At 70.1% G+C, this 18843-nt stretch carries 15 protein-coding genes and 3 pseudogenes; 5 read left to right on the forward strand and 13 right to left on the reverse strand.

All coding sequences use genetic code 11. From position 1 onward, the window contains the following. Window positions 1–414: 414 nt before the first annotated feature. On the reverse strand, window positions 415–588 hold the full coding sequence (locus ACZ6ZQ_RS27415; protein ID WP_469771169.1) for a hypothetical protein: 174 nt from the start codon (window positions 586–588) through the stop codon (window positions 415–417). A gap of 49 nt (window positions 589–637) precedes the next feature. After that, a pseudogene (locus ACZ6ZQ_RS27420) lies at window positions 638–1543 on the reverse strand (NO-inducible flavohemoprotein); the annotation flags it as partial. 236 nt (window positions 1544–1779) lie between these two features. Between ACZ6ZQ_RS27420 and ACZ6ZQ_RS27425 the strand changes: the two are divergent. Beyond that, window positions 1780–1908 (forward strand): hypothetical protein, encoded by a 129-nt coding sequence (locus ACZ6ZQ_RS27425; RefSeq protein WP_469771259.1) that lies wholly within the window; start codon window positions 1780–1782, stop codon window positions 1906–1908. 316 nt (window positions 1909–2224) lie between these two features. After that, window positions 2225–2758, forward strand: coding sequence for a chloramphenicol phosphotransferase CPT (gene cpt / locus ACZ6ZQ_RS27430; protein WP_469771170.1), 534 nt, complete (start codon window positions 2225–2227; stop codon window positions 2756–2758). Between the two features lie 139 nt (window positions 2759–2897). On the opposite strand, the gene ACZ6ZQ_RS27435 is transcribed toward cpt, so the two are convergent. Together ACZ6ZQ_RS27435 and ACZ6ZQ_RS27440 are read right to left on the reverse strand one after the other, a co-directional pair. After that, entirely contained in the window at window positions 2898–3365 is a 468-nt protein-coding gene (locus ACZ6ZQ_RS27435; RefSeq protein WP_469771171.1) for a helix-turn-helix domain-containing protein, read from the reverse strand. An 80-nt stretch (window positions 3366–3445) separates the two neighbouring features. Continuing rightward, the gene (locus ACZ6ZQ_RS27440; protein ID WP_469771172.1) at window positions 3446–4312 is read right to left on the reverse strand and encodes an AraC family transcriptional regulator; all 867 of its coding nucleotides are present in this window, start codon (window positions 4310–4312) and stop codon (window positions 3446–3448) included. A 379-nt stretch (window positions 4313–4691) separates the two neighbouring features. Here ACZ6ZQ_RS27440 and ACZ6ZQ_RS27445 point away from each other — a divergent pair, with 379 nt between their 5' ends. After that, complete coding sequence (locus ACZ6ZQ_RS27445; protein ID WP_469771173.1) at window positions 4692–7160, forward strand: SpoIIE family protein phosphatase; 2469 nt, start codon at window positions 4692–4694, stop codon at window positions 7158–7160. 259 nt (window positions 7161–7419) lie between these two features. Here ACZ6ZQ_RS27445 and ACZ6ZQ_RS27450 read toward each other — a convergent pair whose 3' ends face one another. The 3 genes from ACZ6ZQ_RS27450 to ACZ6ZQ_RS27460 form a co-directional block, all read right to left on the reverse strand. Beyond that, the gene (locus ACZ6ZQ_RS27450; protein WP_469771174.1) at window positions 7420–7797 is read right to left on the reverse strand and encodes a VOC family protein; all 378 of its coding nucleotides are present in this window, start codon (window positions 7795–7797) and stop codon (window positions 7420–7422) included. Between the two features lie 381 nt (window positions 7798–8178). Next, entirely contained in the window at window positions 8179–9120 is a 942-nt protein-coding gene (locus ACZ6ZQ_RS27455; protein WP_469771175.1) for an NAD-dependent epimerase/dehydratase family protein, read from the reverse strand. A gap of 171 nt (window positions 9121–9291) precedes the next feature. After that, window positions 9292–10659, reverse strand: a complete 1368-nt coding sequence (locus ACZ6ZQ_RS27460; RefSeq protein ID WP_469771176.1) for an FAD-binding oxidoreductase — start codon at window positions 10657–10659, stop codon at window positions 9292–9294. Between the two features lie 157 nt (window positions 10660–10816). Here ACZ6ZQ_RS27460 and ACZ6ZQ_RS27465 point away from each other — a divergent pair, with 157 nt between their 5' ends. After that, window positions 10817–11515, forward strand: coding sequence for a winged helix-turn-helix transcriptional regulator (locus tag ACZ6ZQ_RS27465; protein WP_469771177.1), 699 nt, complete (start codon window positions 10817–10819; stop codon window positions 11513–11515). Between the two features lie 121 nt (window positions 11516–11636). Here the strand turns inward: ACZ6ZQ_RS27465 and ACZ6ZQ_RS27470 are convergent, their stop codons facing one another. From ACZ6ZQ_RS27470 to ACZ6ZQ_RS27480, 3 genes are all read right to left on the reverse strand, one after another. Beyond that, window positions 11637–12221, reverse strand: a complete 585-nt coding sequence (locus ACZ6ZQ_RS27470) for a hypothetical protein (RefSeq protein WP_469771178.1) — start codon at window positions 12219–12221, stop codon at window positions 11637–11639. Window positions 12222–12639: 418 nt separating this feature from the next. Then, window positions 12640–13569 (reverse strand): DUF4344 domain-containing metallopeptidase, encoded by a 930-nt coding sequence (locus ACZ6ZQ_RS27475; protein ID WP_469771179.1) that lies wholly within the window; start codon window positions 13567–13569, stop codon window positions 12640–12642. A 272-nt stretch (window positions 13570–13841) separates the two neighbouring features. Next, window positions 13842–15167 carry a cytochrome P450 gene (locus ACZ6ZQ_RS27480; protein ID WP_469771180.1) on the reverse strand — a complete coding sequence of 442 codons (1326 nt, stop codon included), beginning with the start codon at window positions 15165–15167 and terminating at the stop codon, window positions 13842–13844. Window positions 15168–15326: 159 nt separating this feature from the next. On the opposite strand from ACZ6ZQ_RS27480, the pseudogene ACZ6ZQ_RS27485 reads away from it, so the two are divergent. After that, window positions 15327–15431 (forward strand): annotated as a pseudogene (locus ACZ6ZQ_RS27485) (IS5/IS1182 family transposase); the annotation flags it as partial. Window positions 15432–15443: 12 nt separating this feature from the next. Here ACZ6ZQ_RS27485 and ACZ6ZQ_RS27490 read toward each other — a convergent pair. From ACZ6ZQ_RS27490 to ACZ6ZQ_RS27500, 3 genes and pseudogenes are all read right to left on the reverse strand, one after another. After that, a pseudogene (locus tag ACZ6ZQ_RS27490) lies at window positions 15444–15866 on the reverse strand (sigma factor); the annotation flags it as partial. A 158-nt stretch (window positions 15867–16024) separates the two neighbouring features. After that, complete coding sequence (locus ACZ6ZQ_RS27495) at window positions 16025–16498, reverse strand: carboxymuconolactone decarboxylase family protein (protein ID WP_469771181.1); 474 nt, start codon at window positions 16496–16498, stop codon at window positions 16025–16027. A 206-nt stretch (window positions 16499–16704) separates the two neighbouring features. Next, window positions 16705–18834, reverse strand: coding sequence for a SpoIIE family protein phosphatase (locus ACZ6ZQ_RS27500; protein WP_469771182.1), 2130 nt, complete (start codon window positions 18832–18834; stop codon window positions 16705–16707). Window positions 18835–18843 lie beyond the last annotated feature (9 nt).

Here is an 18843-nt window from a genome sequence, read left to right on the forward strand (position 1 = left end):
GCGTGCGGCCAGTTCGTCGATGCGGGCCCGGGTCTGCGCGGCCTCGCCGCCTGTCAGCGCCCGCTCCCGCGCGGCGATCCGCTCCAGGAACGGTCTGGCCGCGTCATGCGCTCGTTGCCCGGCGATGGGTCGCGCAGATTGAGGACGGTGACCAGGACCGACCGCTGATCAACGTCGCTCGCTGCGCATCCAGGTCGGGGGCGAACCCACCCCGCACTTCGTCGCCCGCCGCACGTGCTGCGGCAGTCAGGTCCTCCTCATCCGGCTCGGCGGAGATGTGCTCGCACGACCTGGGCAGCCGGACAGGTGCACCGCCTCGACGTGATACGCCTGGGTCACATCGAAGTCCGAGGGAAATACGGCCAGTTCGGCCAGATCAGGGCGGATGCGCAACGAGCTTCAGAGCGCAGTCGGTCATACGACCGACCCCTGACGACGCTCCAGCAGGAACATCCGGCGCAGGTGACACTCCAAGGTGACCACGATGCGTACGTAGAGCTCGATGTGCTCGACGGAGGCGCTGGGGCCGCCCGGCCACGGCGCCGAGCTACGCTGCCGCGGCACACCCACGCCGAAGTCCTGCTCCACTGCACCAAGGAGATGCCCGCTCCTGGTGCCAACTCTTCATGTGCGAACCCTACTCCCGCCCGAGCCAGAGGTCAGGGCCGAAGACCTCGTAGTGGATCGCTTCCGCGGGCACGCCGCGGCGCAGCAGGTCGCCCCGGATTGCCCGCATGAACGGCAGCGGGCCGCACAAGTAGGCGGTAAGCCCCAGGGGGAGGTCCAGACTGCCGACATCGGCCCGGCCGGTCGACGCCGCCGGCGCCTGGTCGCCGGGCCCCTCGTACCGAAGGTGCAGCCGGGCCTCCGGCAGCGCCCGGACGAGGCTGCGCTGCTCCTCCCGGTGCGCATGGTCGACGGGGGTGCGGTCGGCGTGGACCACGGTCACCGAACGGGCGGAGCCTGTGGAGGCGAGGTGGTCCAGCATGGCCAGCATGGGCGTGCAGCCGATACCGGCCGAGGCCAGCAGCAGCGGGGCGTCGCCCTCCGGCAGCACCAGGTCACCGAAGGGGGCGGACACGGTGAGCACGTCACCCGTCCGCGTGTGCGTGTGGAGCCAGGAGGAGACCTCGCCGTCCGGCCGCTCGGCGTCGTGGACGTGCTTGACGGTGATGCGCCAGTAGGGGTGGCCGGGTGCGCTGGACAGGCTGTACTGGCGGATCTGCCGGGCGCCATCGGGCAGTTCGGCCTGAACGCTGACGTACTGGCCCGGGCGGAACGGCCCTGTGGGCCGGCCGTCCGCGCGCCGCAGCAGGAAGGAGACGGCGCCGGCGGCCTCCTGGCGCCGTTCGATGACCTCCATGCGGTGCCAGATGCCGCCCTCGGTGGTACCGGCCTCCTGGTAGAGGCGGGCCTCGATGGCTATCAGCGCGTTGGCCATCAGCCAGTACACCTCGTCCCAGGCCGCGGCGACCTCGGGGGTGACGGCGTCGCCGAGCACATCGGCTATCGCCCCGAACAGGTGGCGGTGGACGATCTTGTAAATGAGAGATTCACGAAGTGCGTGTTTTGTTGTCGGTTTATGGATCGTGCGGTGACGTCGGGCAGGTGATGGGACTCGCGCTGCGGTTGCGGGCTCTCGGCGCCGAGGTGCGGGTGTGCGCGCTGCCGGACTTCGCCGGCGCGACCTCGGATCGGAGCTGATGACATGAACCCCTTGATCACCAGCGCGTTCGAGCTTCCCGACCAGCTCTCTCCCAAGGCCGACCCAATGCCCATGTGAGCGCGTCGTCCAGCCTGAAGCTCGACTACATCTTCGGCCCGCAGAGCGCCGACTACTCCTGCTCGACCACCGCCACCGGTATCTCGGACCACTATCTGATCCGTGCCGTGGTGAGCTACCACTGAGCGAGGAACTCCCCTTCCCGGGACCGTCGGGACACCCCGCCGGTCCCGGGTCCGGTGTGCGGCTGCCCGATGGCGCTTCGGACACAGGTCACAGCCGAGCGGCACCCCACTGGCCAACCGCCCTGCCCTCGGTGGCGCTGAGCGCGTATCGCTGAACGCAGGCCTTGACGTCTCTCTCGGAAAGAGAGAACTGCGGGTGTCGCGAACGCCCCCCGCTCTTCGGTAGGGGACCGGAGCACTCACCGGGTCATGGCCTCAGAGCAGTGTGTGGGGATATTCGTTTCGTGCCGTGTGGTAAGCGCCTTACTGTGGCGCGGTGACGACTCAAATGATCGTTCTCAACGGTGGTTCCAGCTCGGGGAAGTCCGGGATCGTGCGGTGTCTGCAGGCCGTACTGCCGGATCCGTGGCTGGCGTTCGGGTGCGACTCGTTCGTCGACGCCATGCCCGCGAAGATGCAGGCGTCGGACGAGGGGATCGTGTTCGCGGCGGATGGCGGGGTGAGCGTCGGGGCGGAGTTCAGGGCGCTGGAGGCGGCCTGGATGGAGGGGGTCGTGGCGATGGCCCGTGCAGGCGCCAGGGTCATCATCGATGACGTCTTCCTCGGCGGAGCGGCGTCCCAGCAACGGTGGCAGAAGGCTCTGGGCGAACTGGCCGTGTTGTGGGTCGGCGTCAGGTGTGAGAGTGCGGTCGCCGCAGGCCGTGAAGTCGCACGAGGAAATCGTATCCAGGGGATGGCCGCATCACAGGCGGATGTTGTTCACCGAGGGGTGTTCTATGACCTGGAGGTCGACACGACGCATGCCGAGTCCCTGGTGTGTGCGCGAACCATCGCCGCCCACGTCAGCTGACCGCCGGATCGGCTCCCGGCTGCGCGGCCGACAGTCGTAGGCCGCTCAAGCTGCGGCGGTGCTGGGACGTCCCCCAGCGGTTGCCTTTCTCGTTGACGAGGCGTCGATGCCCAGCGGTCTGGTTCTGGAGCCCCCGGGCTCAGGACCGGCGGCCGAGGGCTGCGCCGAGCGCAGCGATCCAGATCAGCAGTAGGGGCAGGGATATGAACGCCATCGGGGTCAGAGCCGTGGACAGGAGCAGGTAGCCGGTGCCGGACCCGGTGATCGTGGCGGCGAGGGCCCAGCCGATGACGACCTCCCAACTCCGCAGCAGTGTGCCGTGCCGCGAGGCCACGCAGGCAGCGACGGCGAGCGCGCGGGCGAGCGCAGGCAGGGGCGGTTCGTCGCCGATCTCGGCTTCGGCGGCCTCCAGTTCCTGCGCCAGCTGGGCCATGCCCTGCGCCTGGAGCGCGGCCTCGACAGCGGCCTTGTCAGGAAAGTGTTTGTACAGGGACGGCGCCCGGATGCCGACACGCTCGGCGATGCGCCGCATCGACAACGCGTCCGGCCCTTCAGCGTCGAGCAGTTCCCGGGCGGCGGCTGTGATCTCCTGCGCGCGGTCAGCCACAGCGCGCCGACCGAGCGATCGCGATGCTGGTGGGGCCCGTCTCCAGCGCGCGGAGGCCCAGGGCCGCCGCGCGCTGCCGCTCAGACCGCAGTCCGCTCCACGGGGATCCACAGCTCCGCGTCCGCCTCTGCCGCGTCCTGCGACAGCCGGGTCCGCAGGATCTCGGGGCCCGGCCGGCTCCGGTACGGATTGGACGGGAACCACTGCGTGAACACGTCCCGCCACAGGTACTGGAGCGCCTGCGGAAACGGCCCGGAGTTCTCGAAGACGGCCCACGTCCCGGCCGGGACGGTGAGCGCGTCCATGCCCTCGGGAACGGAGGCGTTGGTCACCACGCCGTGGTAGTAGTCCAGTTCGGTTCCCTCGGCGCGGCTGTCGTCCAGATTGTCACTCACCGAGACGATCCCCTCCGGCTCCTGATCGGACAGGCTCTGAATGCGCTGCAGTGCCTCCTGGCCGATGCCCCGGATGAAGGCGGCGATGGCCGGGTTCACCCCCTCGTGCACGAGGGGGACGCGTGCTTTCCTGCCGACCACACGGAATTCCTCCTTCTCCACGATCCTGTACCGGATGCTGCTGCCCCCTTCGACGATGAGACGGAAGGACATCCGTGGCTGGGACTGCAGACTCGCACCGGCCCGCCTGGCCTCGCCGGGACCGACGCCGTGCATCGCGCGGAACGCACGTGCGAACGCCTCCCCCGAGGTGTAGCCGTAGCGCACCGCGACCTCCAGCAGCGTCCGCTCACCGGCCAGCACCTCGGCACCCGCGACCGTCAGACGCCTGCGCCGTATGTACTCCGACAGGGGAATCCCCGCCAGCGCGGAGAACAGCCGCCGGAAGTGGTACTCCGACGTCATCGCGATCCGCGCCAGGTCGGACACCTCGATCCGCTGATCAAGATGGCACTCGATGTGCTCCATGGCCTGGTTCAGCCGCTCCAGCACCCCGGCCTCCTTCCCTTTCGATCACTCACGTTAGGAAGGACCCAGCCTGCCGTACCCGACATCCTGTGCCCGGTCCGGTCGGGTACGCCGGGCGCGGACGGCACGCGCACACCACGCCTGCGTCAATCACGCCGAGGGACACGTCGCCGCAGGGAGCTCGACCCTGACGGTTGTCCCCTCTTCAACTTCCTGCCAGGACAGACCGCCCCCAGCCATGGGCCGCTGTCCCGATGAACAGCTGCCCGGGGGGTCCGGGGCGATGCGCGGGATCCCCGGCTCCGGGCCAAAGCCGCATCGTGGCGACGGTGACCGGACGCGCCCATCTGCGAGCGGTGTGTCTCGTTGGGCGCCGGTGGGCTGACCTGCGCAGACTGGAAATATGCGCAGGATGATCGTCGGCGGGACGGCGGGGCGTGAGGATCTGCTCGGCGCGGCAGTCGTCGAAGCGGTCGAGGCAACCGGCGCGTACGCGGGCAGTGTCTTTCTCCGTTCCCGCGACCGCCGGTCGATCGTGCTCGCCGCGACGTACGGGGTGCCACCCTCGCTGCTCGGTGGGTGGCGTCTCATCCCGATGAGCAGCCCCCTCCCGGTCGCCGTGGCGTACGGCTCGGGGCGCACCGTGCACTTGGCCGACGCCGAGGAGACGATGCGCCGGTTCCCCCAGCTCGCGGTGGCCCTGCCGTACGCCTTCGGCTCCTGCTCCGTGCCGGTGGGCGCAGGCGGGGAGGCCTTCGGGGCGCTGGCGATCGTCTGGGCGGCCCCGCCCGGCAGCGAAGGGCTTTCCAGGTCCCAGCGCCGCCGCGTGCGGAGCATCGCCGGCCGGCTGGGCGAGTCCCTCGCCGATCTCCGCGCCCGTACCGGCGATCCTGTGGAATGCGACCCGCAGACGGTTCCCGTCGAGATCCCGGCTCCGTCGGCAGAGCCCGTGCGGGTGGGCCTGTTCGACTGGAACCTCGTCTCGGGCACGGTCACCGCGGACGACGAGCTCTGTGCGATCCTCGGTGTCGACCCCCGTGCTTTCGACGGACGAGCCGAAACGCTCGCTTCCTGCCTGCATCCCGGCGATCTCGCCTCGTTCCGGGCCGCCGGTCGGGAGGCGGCCGGCGTGGGCAGGGTCACCGCGCGGCGCCTGCGCGTACGGGACCTCACGGGCGGCGGCGAGGGGTACCGCACGGTCGAGTTGTGGGGGCGCCGCGTACCGGAGGCCGACGATGCCAGGGCGCCCGTCCACCTGGTCGGCGCGGTCGTGGACGCCCGAGCCGGCCACGCGGCCCTCGCCGCGGTCGAACGGCTGCGGGACGGTTTGTTCTCCCTCGCGCCTGACGGGCGCGTCACGTACGCCAACCACAGCGCCCTGCAACTGCTGGACGTTCCCCGTGAGGAGTTGCTGGGCCGGTTCCTGTGGGACGTGCCGTGGCTGTCCGATCCCGACATCGAGTACCGGCACCGGTCCGCAATGATCTCGCAGATGCCGGCCTCCTTCCTGGCCCGCCGCCCGCCCGAGCAGTGGCTCTCCTTCTCCCTCCATCCGGAGGCGGACGGAGTGACCGGCCGGGTGGTGCCCATCGTTCAGCCACCCCCGGACTCCACGCCGTCCCCCTCCCCGGCCGGGACATCAATCGCGCCCAGAACGGCTCGCATGGGCGTCGTGTACCGCGTCCTGCAGCTGGGCAGCGCACTGACCGAGGCAGTTACCACACGGCAAGTCTGCGAAGTCGTCGCCGAGCAGCTGCTGCCGGCCTTCGGAGGCCAGCAGCTGGCGATCTACGTCGTCCGCGACAGAGCGATGCACCGGCTCTTTCACACCGGCCACCACGAAGACTTCCTCGACTGGCTGGAGGGCGTATCGCTGCACGCCCGCCTCCCCGGTACGGAGACCCTGACCTCCGGCGCTCCGCTCTTCATCGAGTCGCAGCAGGATCTTTCCCGGGGCTATCCGGGCATCCCCACCGGCAAGGTGAGTTCCTGGGCGTACCTGCCGCTGATCGCCTCCAGCCGCCCCGTCGGCACCTGCGTACTCGGCTTCGACGAGGTCCATCGGTTCACGGAGAAGGACCGCAGCGTTCTCACCGCACTCGCCGGGCTGATCGCTCAGGCGCTGGAACGAGCGCGACTCTATGACTCGGAGTACGCCGTCGCACGCGGCTTGCAGCAGGCACTCCTGCCGCACCGGCTGCCGGCAGTCCCGGGCATTCAGACCGTCGCCCGCTATCTGCCCGGCACCAGCGGAATGGACATCGGCGGCGACTGGTACGACGTCATCCCCACCGACCGGGGAGTGTGTCTCGTCATCGGGGACGTGCAGGGGCACAGCATCGCCGCCGCGGCCACCATGGCCCAGCTGCGCAGTGCCGTACGGGCCTTTGCGGCCGTGAGCCATACGCCGGGCGATGTGATGGCGGGCGTCAACCGAACCCTCCTCGACCTCGACCCCGGGCTGCTGGCCAGCTGCTGCTACATCCACCTCGAACACCACAGCCACCACGCCCACGCCGTCACCGCCGGCCACCCCCCACCCCTGCTCCGGCGCCCCGACGGCACGACCCACACCCTTGACCTGGACGTCGGCCCGGTCCTCGGCGTGGAGCGCGCAAGCACCTATCCCCCAACCCGGATCGCCCTCCCGCCCGGGTCCGTCCTCGCCCTCTACACAGACGGCTTGGTCGAGGAACGTGGAACCGACATCGACGTGGGGATCGACCGACTGCGGACGACCCTCGCCCACGCCCGCGCGGACTCCCTGGACGAACTCGCCGACCGGCTCCTGCACAACGCCCGCGGATCCTCCTACCGGGCCGACGACATCGCCCTGCTCCTCACCGGCTTCCGGTCACCGCGCTCTGAATGAGACCACCGAGAACCCGTGCGTCGGCCGACGGTTCATCTGCAGTTCGGTACCCCGCTTGCCTGCGACGGCTGGGAAGTCGGGGTCCTTGGCGCGGCCCGGCGCAGCGCAGTGGGGCTGATCTGCGGCAGCCACAGGCTCGGCTCACGGCCGCTCCTTGGGCGTGCACCGAGCGGGCAGCGTGCCGCATGCCGGTGCTGTCGTTGACCCAACCTTCGGTGCCTGCACCCGAACGCGGGCGTCACCACCAGCCGGAGTCGGTTCAGCCGCGTTCACTCAATACCTCCAGGTAGTGCGGGTTGTGCATCACACCGAGGATGTTGCCGAACGGGTCGAGCACGGCTCCGGCCCGGAAGTCGCCGTAGTTCCGCAGCGGTTCGTGCTCCTTCGCGCCGAGCTTCAGCAGCCGCGCGATCTCCGTGTCGACGCAGTCCACGTGCCAGTACGCAACCACGCCGGCCGGAGCGGAGGGGGTTCGCGAGATACCGAACTCCTGCAGGTGGTCGCCGATCCGGAACTCGATGTACTCATCGCGTTCGAAGTACGGCTCCACGCCCAGGACTTCGGTATACCAGGCGCGGGCGGAGGCCAGGTCGTCGGCGTGGTAGCGGATGGTTGCGAGGCCACGGAATGTCGTCATGGGAACAGCCTGCCTCGCATACAGGTCAGTTCCAGTCCTCTATGTCCACACCGCCGAAAACCGGTGATGCCCGCGCAGTTTCCCGTCACTCTGCCGCAGCCATGCAGGCCCGGACTGCTTCAGGTGGACGGGGTCGTACAGCCGCCCCGGCGGGGGCCGATTCCCGGCCGCCCAGCGGTTCGAGAGCGATGTACTGGCCGGCTTCGAGGTGGAGCAGGCCCCGGCCGGGCTGCCGGACGGCACGATCCGAGGGGACATCGGGCAGCTGGAGCAGGTGCGTGCGGACCTGGCGGCCGCCCGCCGTGCCATCCCCGCGATCGCGACGTCCTCATGGCCGTGCTCCCGCTGAACCCACCATGGAATCCCTCGTCGTCGCAGATGTCATCCCGTGGTGGCCAGTCGCTCACGCCACCAGTCCACCGTTGCCTTGACCTGCTCATCGACGGGGGTGGCTCGTACCGCGAATTCAGCTTCGTAGGCGCTTGAATCAGCTACGAACGGGCGGTCGAACTGATAACGGATCTCCTTCAGTTCACGGATCAGGGGCGAGAAGACCGACAGGACACCCAGCACGGCCGGGGAGAGCCTGCGCACCGCGACCGGCCCCGTTTCCGACTGAGCGGCGAGGCGGTCGACCATCTCCCGGGTGGACAGCGCGGGCTCCGTCGGAACGTGCCAGGCCCGTCCCCAGGCCCGCTCCTCCCCCGCGACCTCGACCAGGGCCCTGGCCACATCAGGGAGATAGCTCCAGCTGTGCGGGGCGTCCGGATCCCCGAGCGTGGAGACCGGCTTGCCGCGCAGCAGTCGTGGCACGACCCGCGCGGCCAGGTGGCCGCCATCGGTCACCCCGGGCCCGAAGAAGTCCGAGGCCCGCAGCTCGACCGCTTTGATACGACCCTGCTCATGCAGGTTCTGCGCCTGCTCCCAAACGGCGGCGCGCACCTTCCCCTTGGGGCCGGTCGCCACGAGCGGCAGCTTCTCGGTGAGGGGGCCATCCACCGGACCGTAGCCGTAGAGGTTGCCCAGCATGACCAGGACGGCCCCGGTCGCCTCGGCCGCCGCGCAGACCGACGCGGCCAGCGGTGGCCATTCACTCGCCCAGCGGTGGTAGGGCGGTGCGGCACAGCTGTAGATCGCGGCCGCGCCCTGCGACGCTTCGATCAGGCGCCGGCTGTCCGTCGCGTCCAACGCGACGTGCTCGATGCCGGGCTCGGGGCTGCGGCCTGACTTGGTGACGACCCGGACCGAGTGCCCCTTCTCGGCCAGCAGCCGAGCAGTGGCCGCTCCGGCGGGCCCGAATCCCACAACGACGTAAAGGCTCACGCACGCACACTAGCGCGAATATGTGTTGCTCTTACGCCAGGTGCCCGCGCCCCGGAGGCCGGTGACCGCTGGACTGGGCTGATCATCGCCGCTCACGTCCAACTCCGCTTGTCCGCGCGCTCGGCGCCGGTCTCCGTGGTGTGGACGCCGAGGGCGGGATCGAGGGCGCCCTCAACCGGGGCGGATGTTCTTGTTGTGGTGGAAGGCGTTGTCGGGGTCGTACTTGGCCTTGACCTCCGCGAGTCGCCGGTAGTTGCGATCGCCGTAGGCCTCTCGAACGCGGCTGGTGTCGTCGTCGGAATCAAGGAAGTTGACGTAGACGCCGGCACGGTGCGGTTGGAGAGCTCGGAGGAACTGCCGCGCCCAAGCGGTCTCGGTAGCGGCGTGCTCACCGGACTGGTCAGGGAGCCATACGCCGTCGATGATGATGTTGTGGGCCACGTCGCGACCGGCGTAGGCGGTGGCGTCGTGGGGGACGCGGGCGACGGCGCCGCCCATGTGGAACATCGCCGCGTACGACCGGGGCGAGCGGGCAGTGTAGGCGTGATCGGCGATGACGGCGATGGCATCGTCGGAGAGACCGGCGAGGTTCGTGGACTTCCAGTAGTAGTGCCACCCGTGGAGGACGGTGTCGTCGAGGGCGCACTGGTGGGCGACGTACGGCGTGGGTGCGATCAGGTCCACGAGCGGCGCCCCGAGCCGGCGCAGGGCCCGCACGGCACGCTCGCCGTCTTCGACGGCGCCGGCGTAGCAGCAGGCGACGGCGATGGCCGGCCGCCAGTGCAGGTCCTCGCGGATGACGGGCAGTGGGGGGACGGTGCCGAGTCTGACGACACTGCCGAGTTCGTCGGGAGCTTCGGCGGCGAAGTCCCGGTAGCAGCGCAGCACGTCGATGGTGTCGTCGGCAGCCCAGAAGACGGGTCCGGCCATCACGGTCGGGCCGATCGGATGCAGAGCGAACCGGAAGGAGCTGACGACACCGAAGTTGCCGCCGCCGCCGCGCAGCGCCCAGAACAGATCGGGGTGTTCGTCGGCGGACGCGCGGATGATGCTGCCCTCGGCGGTGACCACCTCGGCGGCCAGGAGGTTGTCGACGGCGAGCCCGTGTTTGCGCATGAGGAAGCCGATGCCACCGCCGAGGGTGAGTCCGGCGACACCGGTGTGGCCCACGATGCCGCCTGTGGTGGCCAGACCGTGGGCCTGCGTCTCGTGGTCGACGTCGCCCCAGAGTGCACCACCCTGCACCCGGGCGGTGCGGCCGTCGGGGTCGACCCGCACGGCCCGCATCGCCGACAGGTCGATGACGATCCCGTCGTCGCACACCGCGGTGCCGGCCACGTTGTGGCCCCCGCCCCGTACGGCGATCTCCAGGTCGTGGTCGCGGGCGAAGCGCACGGCCGCGCCCACGTCGGCGGTCCCGCTGCATCGGGCGATCAGCCCAGGGCGCCGGTCGACGGCGCCGTTCCACACGGCTCGGGCACTGTCGTAGTCGGCGTGGTCAGCGGTGATCAGCCGGCCCCGGAACCCGTCGATCTCCATCGCGGTTGCCTCCTCGCTCAGGTGGCCGACTCGATCGCCGGCCGGTGGCGTCCTCGGTCCTCCGCTCTCGACGGTCCCATCGCACCACCGTGGACCGCGGCCGTGAAGTCAACAATCTGGACTTCACAGCCGAGGTCAGGCGCGCGACACTGGTGTCGTGCGGACGTACGGCCAGTACTGCCCCATTGCCCGTGGCGCCGAGATCTTCGCCGAGCGCTGGACGCCACTGATCATCCGCAACCTGTACCTGGGCTGCGGAAGCTTCAGCGAGATCCTGGAGGGCGCGCCAGGGCTATCCCGCACCCTGCTCTCGCAACGGCTCAAGCAGCTCGAACGGCTCGCCATAGTCGAGTCGGCACCCAAGCCCCACGGGCACGGGCGCCACTACCGGCTCACGCCCGCGGGTCACGACCTCTTCAAGGTCTGCGGATCGCTCGGCGAGTGGGGTGCCCGCTGGCTCGAGATCGCCCCCGAGCACCTCGATCCCTTTGTGGCTCTGTGGTCGATGTGCAACGCGCTGCGCCGAGACCGGCTCCCGGACCGACGCGTCGTCATCCGCTTCGACTTCACCGGTCCCCGGCGCCACGAGCGGTACTGGCTGCTGATCGAGCACGGAGACACCGAGATCTGCAAGACGTACCCCGGTCTTGACGAGGACCTCTACATCACGGCGGAAGCGGAAGCCTTCGTGAAATGGCATGCCGGCTGGCTCACCTGGGTCGAAGCCACCCGCGACCGCCGCATCCAACTCCATGGTCCCGCGTGGCTCGTACGAGCCTTCCCCACCTGGAACGCCCGGAGCGCCTTCGCCCACATCAAGCCGGTCTCCCGAACCGCGGCGAGCTCGGCAGCCTGACATCTTCGACGCACTCGCCCCTTACCGCACCGCGGCCTGGATCGCGGCGGCCGCTTCAGCACACCGTTCCACCAGGGAAGACTGTGTCCGGCACCGGAAAGCGACGGCTTTTCAGGGGCGGTCAGCGGGTCCGTACCGCGGTGATGGTGAAGCGTTCAACTTCGGCGACGTGCCCGCCGGTGGATGCGACAACCGTGAGCACCGGGTCGCGGGCACCGGAGAAGGACACCGACACGTTCCAGGGCTGACCGTTGCCGCCCGCTGGAGTGCAGCACGGGGAGGTGCCCAACGGCGCCGCGGACGACGGCTGGCGCACCTGGACGCGGATACTCTCGTCCACTCCGGAGATCCGCCCGCCGGTCTCCACCGGGGAGCGCACGAGCGACCCGTACGCGGGCGCGGTCAGGGAGAACGTCGTGTCGTCGGTGCCCACGACCTCCCACGGGGCACCCGGGCCGGTGCCGTACCGCACGAGGTGAATCACCGCTGCGGTGCCGCCTTCGGGCCCCGTCGGCGCGACGCCGATACGGGCGTGCCGGCCGCTGACCGTGTGCGAGGAGACCCGGTCGATCTCCTTGAAGCCCAGGTAGCCACGAGTGAAGGACAGTGCCGTCTGATCCGGGTCAAGATGCCACGGCTGGTGGCCGCTGGAGCGGTAGGCCCGCTCCCACGCCTGTGCTTGGGCGAGCGTGGTGAACGGCCACACCGGCTGCAGGCTCCAGGAGCCGAGCGGTGGTGTGCCGTGGGGGGCGGGCGTGGTCGGGGCAGGCGTGGCCGCCGTGGCGGTCGCCGACGGTAGCGGCGGCCGGAGCGTTGTGCTCGACTGCGACGGCGCAGGCGCTCCTGGCGCGGCGGACGGCGACCCCGATGCCTTCGGAGACTCTCCAGAACCGGTGCAGGCAGTGAGCATCAGGCAGGCCACAGCCGCTGCAGCGAAGAGCCTGAACGGGAGCGAGATGTTCATAGGTGCCCCAGAAGAGGTGGAACCGACCTCCGATCGGTCTGTCCGGCTATCGTCCCACCAGACCGGCTCACGTCACAGGGGCCGTGCCGTACTCCTTTCCGGCGCTCTTTCCGGTGCTCGCCGGCGGCTGCCGGAGAGGCGGGCCGATGGCTCTGCATGCTCATTGCCCGCTGCGGATCTCGTCGAGCTTCTCCGCGAAGTCCTTCATCTCCGCGATCAGCTGGTCGCGTGCGTTCTCCTGCGCCTTGTCGCCCTGGTCCTTGAATGCCCCGCTGAAATGTGGCTCGAGTTGGGTCCACCAGCCGTAGTCCAGCATCGCCCACGCCTGCGGACACAACGGAGCGCGGGTTCTGGGCAGGTAACCCGCATCGACCAGGGGCCCGTGGAACCTCTTCGGGTCGCTCCCCTCGAGGTAGCAAAGGAAGTTGAAGACCCGTTGCTGGGTGACGGGATGATCGCTCGAGAGCCCCTCCAGCGTCAGCTTGCCCTCCTCGCGGGCAAGCTCGTCGAACAGGATTGCGGCTGCCAACGACGGCCCCGGTCCCACCTCGTTGACGGTGTAGAACGACGCGAACCCGTCGGCGGCGTCCTCCTCGAGGCCGAGGTTCGCAAGCAGAAGCTGACGCTGCAGAGCATGGCCCATCTCGTGCCCGAAGATGAACTGGGTCGACAGCGCGGTCAGGTCGTCGGCGTTGAACCTGGCCTCGGGGAACAGGGCGGGACGCTTGACGGTCTTGACCACGTTGCTGAGGACCCCTTCGATCTGGGTCAGGAACGACGGGGGCACAAAGACCGTCCTGCCGTCGGGCTGGGCGACCGCATCCGTAACCCCCGGTGGGACCTTGTCGGTGACTTTCACGACCAGGTCATGGGGAAGGGTGACCGACTTGTTCACCCAGTCGGCGACCTGTTCGAGCACGCGGGACTTCCGGATCACCGCTACGGCGTGCCGGTCCTTCGGCTTGATCGCGTTGTCCTCGTAGACGACCGTGACCTTGCCGTTCGCCGCAGCCTTGTCGCCGTCGCCGCCACACGAGGCGACTGCGAAGCCGACGACGAGCAGCGCGCCCGCGAAAGCAGTCCTCAACACGGCTGAGTACCCACCACTGCTCAGCACCCTGATCAGCTCTTTTCCTTGGTCACGGCGTTGGGCGGGCGGTTGCACCTTCGTGGTCTCCGGAGCCACTTCCCGATGCGGGAGGAGGGACTCGAACGTAGCGAGCCGGGACGGCGAGGGGTTCGCAGGTTCGATCGTGCCGACGGCTGGATGCCGAAGGCAGGGCCCGCACCTGACACGCGGATTATGATCGACGGCCCCTATGTCCGCAATCATCCATTTGCAGAGGTTTTCGTGCCAGCTGCTCAGGCGGGGTCGAGCGTCGCGGAGGTCGGGCCGTCCGGGCGGACGGTGATGCTGTACGCGGCCTTGGCCGGCGTGAACTGGAAGACCGGGGTGTGGGACGGCAGCAGGTGTTCGAGGAGGACGGTCGTCTCGCGGAGGGCGAACTGCAGGCCCAGGCAGGCGCGGGGCCCGATGCCGAACGGCAGATAGCTCCCCGGGTGGGTGGGGCGTCGGCCCGAGGTCGTGAAGCGCCACGGGTCGAAACGCTCGGGGTCCGGCCACAGTCCGGGATCCCGGTGCGTGAGGTAGGGGCAGACCAGGACGTCGGTGCCGGCCTCGACGGCGTAGCCGGCAAGGACGTCGTCCTCCACCGCGTGGCGGGGCAGCATCCAGGCGGAGGGGTAGAAGCGGAGGGTTTCGTGGACGAGGGCCTGGATGGCCTGCCGCCGCTGCGGTGAGCCCTCGCCGCCGGCGGCGAGAGCCTGCCCACGGGCCGCGGGGTTGCTGTCCAGCAGCAGGTAGAGCCAGGTCAGAGTGGTGGCGGTGGTCTCGTGGCCGGCGACGAGCAAGGTGACCAACTCATCGCGGACCAGCTGGTCGGTGTACTCGGGGCGCGCCCCAGCCGCTTCGAGCAGGACATGCAGCAGGCCCGGGCCGTCGGGTCCGGCGGCGCCGCGGCGCGCGGCTGCGATGGCATGACGGGCGACGGTGTCGATCCTGGCCAGCTCGGCTGCGACGGCCTCCTGCGCGGCGGCACTGTCGGTGGGCAGGGTCGGAAGTGCGGCGACCACGGCGCTCACGGCACCCAGTTCGCGCTCGGTGTCCGCGTCGAGGGGGTGTCCGGTCAGGGACCGCCAGATGGTGTCCAGTGCGTAGCGGCGCATCTCCTCGCCGACGTCGAGAATCTGCCCGGTGCGGGCGTACCCGGCCCAGCGGGCCGCGGTGGTCCGCGCGGCCGCGGCGATCCGGTGTTCGTAGCGGCGCATCCCCCTGCCGGTGAACTGGGACTGCAGCAACCGCCGTTGCCGCTGCCACGCCTCGCCCGTCGCGGCAAGGACTCCGTCGCCGATCAGCAGCCTGGCACGGTGCGAGCGCTTGACGTACCGGTCCGGATGCAGGGCGAGCACGTGCTGGACGGCCTGGGGCTCGGTGACCAGGACGGTCGGGCGCGGACCGAGGCGGAACGCGGCGACACCGCCGAGCCGCTCGCGCGCCTGGGCGAGGAGGTCGACCAGCTCGCCTCCCCGGGCCTGCCACTGCTCGACGAGAGCGGGATCCAGATCGGGGACCGGGCGACCGGCTTGGGCGGGGTTCGGGAGGGGGCCGGGGCTGGCGTGGGTGGCCACGGGTCTGCTCCTGTTCGGCTGCTGTGCGTCGTCACTGACGGAGCGCGGGCATCACGGACTGTACGGGGGCGGACGCGGTGGGCGACAGCCCGCCTCGCCGCGCGGTGCGGCGAGGCGCGTTCAGCGCTTTCCCCGGGCTTGCAACCATGGCCGCGCCACCGCGGGAAGACCTGGGAGGTCTTGCGCGACTGCCGCCTCCGCGGCGACGGCGTGCACCACGCGATGCGCGGCATCGCCCGCCTGCACAACCTCGACCTCGCCGGACAGGCGAACTGGCGAACGTCCCACCGCCGCGGCGACCTCGTCGAACCCGAAGGCGAACACCTCCCGCAGCACGAACACCGCCCGCTCCAGCGGGCTGAGCCGCTCCAGCAACAGCAGCGCCGCCATCGACACCGAGTCGGCCAGCTCCACCGACCGGGCCGGATCCTCATAGGGGTCGGCGAGCAGCGGCTCGGGAAACCACGGGCCCACGTACTCCTCCCGCCGCACCCGCGCGGAGCGCAGCACATCGATGGAGATCCGCGTCACCGCGGTCGACAGAAAGGCCTTGGTCGACACGGGCCGGGTCGCCGAGGTGTCAAAGCGCAGCCACGTCTCCTGCACCGCGTCCTCGGCCTCACCCACACTGCCCAGAATCCGATAGGCGATCGAAAACAGCAGCGGCCGCAGCTCCTGGAACTCCTCGACCTTGCTCACGCCGACTTCCCTCCCCCTGAAGCCATCCCACCCGGCCGCACTCGCCCGCGCAGGCATCTCCTGATGATCATCCGGACCACCGGGGCAGGCAGAGCAGCGCCCCCGAGGCCGGGGGCCCGAAGCCCGCAGCCGGACCCCGAGCCCGTTGCTGATGCCGTTCAGTGGAACTGCCCGGGCTCGTAGTCGCCGGCCGGCTGCTGGGTGATGATGTTCAGCCGGTTCACCATGTTCATGAAGGAGACCAGGACCACCAGGCCGGTGAGCTGCTCCTCGTCGTAGTGCTTGGCGGCGTACGCCCACACCTCGTCGCCGACCCCACCGGCCGCATCCGCGACCCGGGTCCCCTCCTCCGCCAGTTCCAGCGCGGCACGCTCGGCCGCGGTGAAGACCGTGGCCTCCCGCCACGCCGCCACCAGGTTCAGCCGCACCGACGTCTCACCGGCAGCGGCGGCCTCCTTGGTGTGCATGTCGATGCAGACGGCGCAGCCGTTGATCTGACTCACGCGGAGCGCCACCAGCTCCTGCGTCGCGGCCGGCACCGGCAATTCCTTGAGCGCCTTGCCCGCCGCCATCAAGTGCTTGAAGGCCTTGGGGGCGGTCGGGCCGGTGAAGTAGTTCAGTCGCGCGTCCATGGTGCACTCCTCCGTGGTCGTCAGTGGCTACACCCCCTGAGACGGTGTAGCCCGACCCCCTGTGACATGCGCGAATGTGACCTGCGTCTCCCGGTCGCCGACTTCGACACCCCGAACAACGGGGCCACTTGCCGCAGTTCAGGTTGGTCCGCGCGTACGCGTCCACCAGCGGCAGACCGCGCCCCTGTCGATGCGGGTCCCACGGGTCAGCGGGGAACGCGGCGGATGACGAGGAGGGCAATGTCGTCGGTGCGCGGGGTGGCCTTCGTGGCGTGCTGGAGGAGAGTGTCGGCGAGTTCGCCGACGGTCTGGTCCCGGGCCTGCGTGAGGCAGTCGGCGAGGGCGGCGACGGCATCGTCGATGTCGGTGCCGGGGGTTTCGACGAGTCCGTCGGTGTACAGGGCGAGCACGGCGCCGGGCGGCAGAGGGATGTCGGTGGTGGGGTAGTGCGCGTCAGGGTCGATGCCGAGCAGGATCCCAGGTGACAGCTCGACGACTTCGGTGCGGCCGTCGGGGTGCAGGACCAGCGGTGCGGGATGGCCGGCGGTTGCCACGGAGGCTCGGTTCCGGGCGAGGTCGAGGTGGGCGTAGAGGCAGCTGGTGAACAGACCGGGCTCAAGGTCGGTGAGGAGGCGGTTGGTTCGGGCGAGGACGTCCGAGGGAGGTGTGCCGGCGGTCGCGTGGGTGTGGACGGCGGTTCGGACCTGTCCCATGAGTGCGGCGGCTTGGATGTTGTGGCCCTGGACGTCACCGATCGCTGCCGCGGCGCTGGTCGGGTCGCATCGGATGAGGTCGTAGAAGTCCCCGCCGATCTCCATTCCGTGGCCGGCGGGGAGGTAGCAGGCGGATACGTCCAGGCCGGGGATCCGAGGGAGAGAGTGGGGCAGCAGGCCCGTCTGCAGGGTGCGGGCGAGCTGGTGCTTGGTGTCGTAGAGACGGGCGCGGTCCAGGGCCTGGGCGATGAGCCCGGCCAGGGAGGTCAGAACGGCCCGTTCGGCGGGAGGGAAGGGACGGGCCTGGTCGTAGGAGAGGACGAGCGAGCCGACGGGACGGCCGGAAGCGATGAGGGGGAGGAAGGCCCAGGCGTCCCTGCCGTCGTAGCGGACGGCAGCGGGGTAGGCGCGTTTGAGGTCGTCAAAGCTGCCGAAGAAGCGCGCGACACCGGTGGTCAGGGTGTGCACGTTCGGGGTGTCGGCGGTCAGGGGCGTGCCGTCGAAGCGGCTCATGAACTCGGTGGTGTAGCCGCGGTGTCCCACGATCCGCAGGCGGCCTCCTTCCACGGTCATCAGTGCCAGACCGCGGGGGCCGAAGGCGGGAACGAGCTGGTCGGCCACGGCTTCGACCACATCGTCCACGCCGGCGGTTTTCGTGAGTGCCGCCGCCAGGTGCATGAGGTGGTACAGCGCACTTGCCCCTCCCGGTTCGGCAGAAGGCGGGGGCTCCGGCACCGGGGTGGCCTGGGGCGCGCCGCTGGTCAGGGGAGTGATCTGGACACTGATGCCGTGGTCGTCCGGATAGAGGTGGAACGACAGCCAACGGTCGGGCGGGCGCAACGCCGTGAAGGACGTGGGTCGCCGGCTGATCACAGCCGCCCGGTAGCGGTCCTCGAAGAGCGGGTCGTTCATCCACAGCAGCACTTCCCAGGGCCGGTTGCCGCGCAGGACTGCGGCTCCCGCGCCGACCAGGTCGGCCCCGGTGGTGTTGATGAAGGCGATCCGGCCGTCCATGTCCAGGGCGCAGCAGCCGACGGGGAGGCGCTGGGCGAAGTCGAGTGCGGCCCGGGCCTCGTCCGGATCGGGATCGGGCGGGCGTGGTGGGAGCAGTACCCGTGGCTCTTCACCGGCCAGCGGATGGCCGCTGTCGGCGGCTTGCTGCAGGAGCAGCCCGGCGTTACGGCAGCACACGCTGATCGCCTCGCGCTCCTGCGGGCTCAGGGTGGGTGGGTGCCAGGTGGGCCACAGCAGCACCAGCCCGCCCCACACCTGCGTGCCGCTGCTGAACGGGGCGGCGGCCAGCATGAAGTCGTAGGGCAGCACCATCCCGAGCCTCGGGTAGCGCCGTGCCACCTCCTCCTGGCTGGCCAGCCACACCAGCCGCCGGTACCGGATCGCGTCCGTCACAGGGATGGGGTCGTCCACCGCGATGCGCGCCCACGGAGCGGCGATCCCGGGCACCACTCCCGACACCACCGCAAGCCGCAGCACTCGCTCCCCCGGCGGGAGGACATAGGCGAGCCCCACCGAGGCACTGCTGCCTCGCACGACCTCGGCCAGCACCGCATCGAGGGCGTCCGGGCCGGAGCCGAGGTCAGCCGTCGATGCGCCGCGCTGAGGCATGCCATCACC

Source organism: Streptomyces sp. NPDC053673, assembly GCF_055585225.1.

Excerpts from the sequence above, each read along its gene's own strand:
- ACZ6ZQ_RS27445 (WP_469771173.1), top strand. The coding sequence starts at position 4,692 with ATGCGCAGGATGATCGTCGGCGGGACGGCGGGGCGTGAGGATCTGCTC.
- ACZ6ZQ_RS27450 (WP_469771174.1), bottom strand. The coding sequence starts at position 7,797 with ATGACGACATTCCGTGGCCTCGCAACCATCCGCTACCACGCCGACGAC.
- ACZ6ZQ_RS27460 (WP_469771176.1), bottom strand. The coding sequence starts at position 10,659 with ATGGAGATCGACGGGTTCCGGGGCCGGCTGATCACCGCTGACCACGCC.
- ACZ6ZQ_RS27495 (WP_469771181.1), bottom strand. The coding sequence starts at position 16,498 with ATGGACGCGCGACTGAACTACTTCACCGGCCCGACCGCCCCCAAGGCC.
- ACZ6ZQ_RS27500 (WP_469771182.1), bottom strand. The coding sequence starts at position 18,834 with ATGCCTCAGCGCGGCGCATCGACGGCTGACCTCGGCTCCGGCCCGGAC.